This window comes from Marivita lacus (assembly GCF_014637725.1).
GTDB classification, from domain to species: Bacteria; Pseudomonadota; Alphaproteobacteria; order Rhodobacterales; family Rhodobacteraceae; genus Marivita; species Marivita lacus.
The window spans coordinates 1-5,598 of record NZ_BMFC01000040.1 but is presented as its reverse complement, the minus strand read 5'-3'; the positions used below and the strand labels follow the sequence as shown (position 1 = coordinate 5,598).

The 5,598-nt window shown below is 55.9% G+C and carries 4 protein-coding genes, 1 tRNA gene and 1 pseudogene; 4 read left to right on the top strand and 2 right to left on the bottom strand.

All coding sequences use genetic code 11. From position 1 onward, the window contains the following. The 4 genes and pseudogenes from IEV82_RS23265 to IEV82_RS23250 form a co-directional block, all read left to right on the top strand. Positions 1–430: pseudogene (locus IEV82_RS23265) on the top strand (DUF882 domain-containing protein); the annotation flags it as partial. After that, entirely contained in the window at positions 430–681 is a 252-nt protein-coding gene (locus IEV82_RS23260) for a hypothetical protein (RefSeq protein ID WP_188484464.1), read from the top strand. The pseudogene IEV82_RS23265 and the gene IEV82_RS23260, both read left to right, overlap by 1 nt. A 427-nt stretch (positions 682–1,108) precedes the next feature. Further along, the gene (locus tag IEV82_RS23255; RefSeq protein ID WP_229748006.1) at positions 1,109–2,125 is read left to right on the top strand and encodes an AAA family ATPase; all 1,017 of its coding nucleotides are present in this window, start codon (positions 1,109–1,111) and stop codon (positions 2,123–2,125) included. Further along, on the top strand, positions 2,091–4,550 hold the full coding sequence (locus IEV82_RS23250; RefSeq protein WP_229748005.1) for a S8 family peptidase: 2,460 nt from the start codon (positions 2,091–2,093) through the stop codon (positions 4,548–4,550). The genes IEV82_RS23255 and IEV82_RS23250 overlap by 35 nt, the downstream gene beginning before the upstream one ends. A 189-nt stretch (positions 4,551–4,739) precedes the next feature. Here the strand turns inward: IEV82_RS23250 and IEV82_RS23245 are convergent, their stop codons facing one another. Together IEV82_RS23245 and IEV82_RS23240 are read right to left on the bottom strand one after the other, a co-directional pair. Beyond that, the gene (locus IEV82_RS23245; RefSeq protein WP_188484462.1) at positions 4,740–5,159 is read right to left on the bottom strand and encodes a GFA family protein; all 420 of its coding nucleotides are present in this window, start codon (positions 5,157–5,159) and stop codon (positions 4,740–4,742) included. A 332-nt stretch (positions 5,160–5,491) separates the two neighbouring features. Beyond that, a tRNA-Met gene (locus IEV82_RS23240) sits at positions 5,492–5,568 on the bottom strand. Positions 5,569–5,598: the final 30 nt, after the last annotated feature.

Genomic DNA, 5,598 nt, shown 5'->3' with positions numbered 1-5,598 from the left:
AGCCGCCTTCGACATCGCCATGGCGAACCACGATCCGGTGGCCTTCGAGGCAGCGGCCCGCGCCGTCGGCTTTCTCGGCTTCGGCACCTATCCCCGGTCGGGGTTCATGCACATTGACCTCGGTCCTACGCGAAGATGGGGAGAACCCTTCCCGGTTCGCGCCACGCCGTTCGTGCCGGAAATCCCGCCTGCCCGCGAGGTCTTGGCCGAGAGCCGAACCCTGAAAGGCGGTGGCACAGCAGGCATCGCCACGGTCGGCGCTGCCGGAGTCGAGGTGGCACAAGAGGTCCTCGCTGAAACCCAATCCGCCATCGAGCCGCTGGTGCCTTACCTCGATGCCCTGCGCTGGCTCTTCATCGCCGTGGCACTGATTGGCATCGCAGTCACGATCCACGCCCGGGTCGACGACTGGAAGCGGGGCCAGCGCTGATGGATTGGCTTGCCTCGATCCTCACCAGTGGCCCGGCGCGCAAAGCGTTGGGCCTCCTGTTGGCCGTCATCACCATCGCCCTGTTCTTGCTGAACCTGCGCCGTACCGGTGAACGCGCCGGGCGTCTGGCTGAGCGCCTTTCAACATTGGACAACACCCATGAAATCCAACGCCAGATGCTGGACGCCGCCAGCCGCCGTCCCGCTGATCGTGATGCTCTGGCTCAGCGCTTGCGCGATGGGAGGTTCTGAGAGCCACTCTCCCTGCCCGCCTGTTGTTGAATACAGCGCGGCAGACCAAGCTCGCGCTGCAGTCGAGATCGAGGCTTTGCCAGAAGGGGCAATGTTGGTCCGAATGCTAGTCGACTACGCCGTCATGCGCGACCAGGCTCGGGCTTGCTGGTGACGCACTGGGCGGGGCAAACAATGTTGCAGGCCAAACACGACTGAACGGTCGCATGATCGGCGTCAAAGACGGGAAGCGGAAGTTCGCTTCGTGTGCATAATAACTTTGGCATCTTATGAAAGCGGACGTAAAACAGGCGCCGTAGATCAATATTGTCATGTGGTGATACGCGCCGACTATGACAATCACTGAAAACCAGATCGATGGCGTCAAGTCGCGTTAGCAATCGCCGCCGAACGGTGTAAGGTGACTTCTACTAGGGAGATAAATTTGGTGGCCAACGCTAAGCAACTCATTGGACTCTTGAAGAGTCACGTTGAGGGGAACGAAGAACGATTCTTCGATCTCGCGCTTCAGCTTGCCTCGGCGGAAGAACAGAAGGGTCACACCCGTCTAGCTGAACAACTTCGGCAGTGGGTCGAGGCGGGCCAAACTCCCAAGTCGCAAACGTCGTCACCAACACTGATTGCCAAGCCTCGGGGCGAGTTGGCTTCAATCATTGGCACAGCTTATCCAGAGGCAAGGCTGAATGATCTGATCCTCCCAGAATCTGTATCGTCAGAACTTGAGCAACTTGTTGTTGAGTTCCGCAAACGCGACATCTTGGAGAAACATGGCCTGACACCTAGGCAGCGTGTCTTGTTGGCAGGCCCCCCCGGCACCGGAAAGACGATGAGTGCATCGGCACTGGCGGGTGAGTTGAAGCTCCCGCTCTACTCCGTGCTCTTGCACGGGTTGATATCGAAGTTCATGGGTGAGACCGCCTCCAAACTGAATGCGATCTTCGAGGCTGTAAGGACCCAAAGAGGGGTCTACTTGTTCGATGAGATCGATGCCCTTGCCGCGACTCGAGAAGGTGACAACGACGTTGGGGAAGCACGGCGGACCCTAAACTCATTTCTGCAATTCATGGAAGAGGACACCGGGCCGTCGTTGATCATTGCAACAACGAACCTGCCACGGATTTTGGATAAGGCGATACTGCGCCGCTTTGATCTCGTGTTAATGTACGAATTACCCACTGCTGAAGCCATGCAAAAAGCGATGTCACGTCGTCTTATCGGGTTTGATTTATCAAAGGTTATCTGGGACGATGTGGTAGAGCAGGCCCACGGGCTTTCATCCTCTGATGTAATTCAGGCCGCGATGGATGCCGCACGTCGAGCAGTATTGGATTCGAAAAAGACAATAACGTCGGCTGATTTGTTGCGTTCAATCAGTCGCAGACGGGACTTGCAGGCTTTGGGAATAAACAGTGGCAGAGCGGAACCTTCCTCACATCGTCCTTAACGGGGTATCTAGCCGTAAACAGTTTCAGGGCAAAAGGGGTGGTGGTTTAGGTCGGCCATCACAAGTTCCAGATAGACTAGCTCATGCCACTCAACTCATTGCAGCCCTAGACGCTATTGAAGTCACTGAACAAGCAAACGCCGCATATCTACAGTTCTATTGCCGACCTGATGAACCTTTTCAACCGGAGAGGTTCAATGCGAGTGGTTTGAGTGTCGTAAATGTTCATCGACCTGACCCTGATACACAAAGGCCAGGGGTAGCCGTTCTGAAGGCAAGCAAATCAGAAAATGCGCTGGCAAAGCTGAGAACGAAAATTCAGCAATACTCAGTTGAAGACGGCAAACCTAACAAGGATGGAGAAACCAGGCCGAAGAATGCCGATCTTGTAAACAGTATTTCCAGCATTGAAGTAGCAGAGCTTCGTGACCTTTGGCGGCATCCTCGAAAGCAGTTTCCGGTCGCGGCTGGCTCAATACCTTGGGAGGTTTGGTTGGAACCGGCGGAGGCCAACAGCTTCGTCGAACAAGCAATCGCAAATGGGGTTACCGTATATGAAGATCGCTTAGAGTTCCCTGAAGATACCGTCGTCCTTGTGGAGACTTCAGTCGCTTCGTTGGCGCAGATGACCTACGAAACAGGTTCGGTCCGCTCGGTTTCTCCGCCTGGTGTCCCCATCGACTTCGTGGATGGCCTCGAAGCAGAGGAGCAGGCCGATTGGGTTCAGGATGTCCTTGGTCGAACCCAATATGGACCTCAGGGTCAGCAGGCTGCGTCCTATGTCACGCTCCTTGATACGGGGATCACGTTGGCGCACCCACTGATCCAACCTGCGTTGGACGCAGCGGATCGCCATGCGGCTGTGCCTGGTTGGGACCTTGAAGACCACGATGGGCATGGCTCCAGAATGGCTGGCTTGGCGCTCTTTGGCGATTTGCGATCCCAGCTGCAAGGCACCGCTGCAATTCCTGTACCTCATCGGTTGGAGTCGGCGAAAGTGATCCCAGATGCGGGCAAAAACCCTTATCATCTGCTTGGAGATCGGACTCAGAAAGCGATCAACGCGGTGGAAGTCGAGCCTAATAGGTTGCGAACCTTCGCGCTGGCTACCACGACTGATGATGACACACCTCACAGCGGGGCACCCACGTCTTGGTCGACTGAACTGGACCAACTTGCCGTGGGTCGTTCTGGCGCCGTCAAACAGCAACGGTTGATTGTCGCATCTGCGGGAAATCTGTCGCCACAGCATGACGGTACAGCAGACTATCTTGCAAAGTGTGACGACGATGATGAGGCCGAGATCGAGTCTCCAGCGCAAGCTTGGAACACCATTGCCGTGGGTGCGTTGACGGCAATGAACGGTGTTGGTGGGCCTACATATGGGGCAACGCTTGCAGAGGTTGGAGATCTGGCCCCGATGTCGCGTACAGCGAGTTGGACCAAGACTTGGCCGATAAAACCTGATGTCGTGCTGGAAGGCGGCAACTGGTTCGATGACGGGTTTTCGACGACGCCCAATCAACACTCTGATCTGATGTTGGTTACGACCAGCCGGAATTACCCTGCACGGTCATTCACGCACATCTCTGACACCAGTGCGGCGACAGCGTTGGCTGCACGTGAAATCGCATTGCTTCGCGCCTCATATCCTAACCTCTGGCCTGAGACTATCCGCGCCCTCTATGTCGGCTCGGCACGGTGGACCGACCGGATGTGGTCTCATGTTGCCCCAGCAGACAAAAATCGGAAGAGAGCCTATGATGTTATGTTCACCCGATACGGTTACGGCCAGCCGAACTTGGAACGTGCTGTCAACAGCGCAAGCAGCGCGATCACGCTTATCGTAGAGGATTCCATTCGTCCCTACGAGAACAAGGGATCAGGACGTAAACTAAACGAGATGCGTCTGTTTGAACTGCCATGGCCGACGACTGTCCTCCGCAGCTTGGTCGGACAGGACGTTACTCTGCGTGTTGCATTGAGTACGTTCATCGAACCCAACCCATCAGAGGTCGCTCGTGGCAGAAAGAATAGATATGCATCCCATGGTCTTCGCTTTGCCTTAAAGGGAGCGGATGAAGACGTTCCTGCGTTCACCCAACGTGTTGGTCGCACGGCGACTGAAGACCAACAAGACGATAACGGTTCTGACAGTGGCGAATGGGATTTTGGCTACAATCGCCGTAGTGTTGGGTCTATTCACATTGACACGTTGACCCTTCCGGCGAACGACCTTGCTCAACGTGGCGTTCTTGCCGTCTATCCTGTCGGAGGCTGGTGGAAGGACAATCGTGCTGTCGATCCAAATCGTTGCAATGCGCGGTTCTCATTGGTGGTCGAAATCGATGCGACCGAGGCGGAAGTGGATCTGTACACAGAAGTCCAACAGAAAGTGGCCCCACGCACAACAATTCAGGTCTGAACGAGTTTCTTGATCTATGCACCTTCGTTTGTTCGCAAGGCTCTCGTCAGACTGTCCGTTTTGCTGCGTTGTGCATCAATGTCTGCTTCGGAGAAACTGCATTGCGACGGCGACATTTGTGGTGAAAGGCAGCAAAGGAGGGCCGTCTCTACCTTCGTCTCCCGTCGGATCGTCGTAGCTGTCGCTTCCCTACCAGCCGTTCTGCCCGTCGATCGTCGCCGCGGGGCGACGGTACTCGAAAGCTCCCACGCCTGACCAATCCTTGCCATTGGGGAACCGGACTTCGACGCCCTCGATCTGGTGCAGCTCGAACAGGCGCATGTTGACACCTACAATGTCGACCGGACCGTGTTGGTCCTGGAATGACTTGGCGATCACGAAATGCATGGTGGTGTGACAGGACCGGCAAGAATGCACTTCTGCGGCGGGGTCAGCCTTGTCGTTGCGCATGACTGACGAAGTCGGCCCGTCGGTCCGGACCTGCGGCGACGAAAAATACCCCCACGCGCCACCTGACTTGCGGCAGAGATCGCAGTTGCAGTCGTGTATGAAATCAGGCTTCGCTTCGATCGTGATGCTCGCCGCGCCGCACAGACAGGTTCCGGTCATCGTCTTTTCCCATTTTGCTTCGCAACTGCCCATTCCGAGGCATTGAAGTCAGCTGAACGCCAATGAAGCCGATATCCCTAGCGTAGCGAAGCGTCAACAGAGCTGCGCGCAACAGCGGCGAGTGCGCTAGGTCGGGATGTTCATCGGGAAGGGTGCGAAACTCGATCATGTCGCGATGCTGCCACAGCAGATTTTGCGAGGCCAGAACGCAAAAAGCCCCCTGAGTTTCAGGGGGACTTGCAAAACGTTGACTTGGCGTTGACTCGTTTTCGCGCGGTCCATACACAAGTGTTTTTATCGGGTTCTAACGCCTTGATTTAGCGTAGTATTTATGGTTGCGGGGACAGGATTTGAACCTGTGACCTTCAGGTTATGAGCCTGACGAGCTACCGGGCTGCTCCACCCCGCGACAGGGGAAAGTTTAGAGAGATACGGGATT

Bases quoted from the DNA above. Each gene is read 5' to 3' on its own strand.
- IEV82_RS23260 (WP_188484464.1), top strand. From the start codon at position 430: ATGGATTGGCTTGCCTCGATCCTCACCAGTGGCCCGGCGCGCAAAGCG.
- IEV82_RS23245 (WP_188484462.1), bottom strand. From the start codon at position 5,159: ATGACCGGAACCTGTCTGTGCGGCGCGGCGAGCATCACGATCGAAGCG.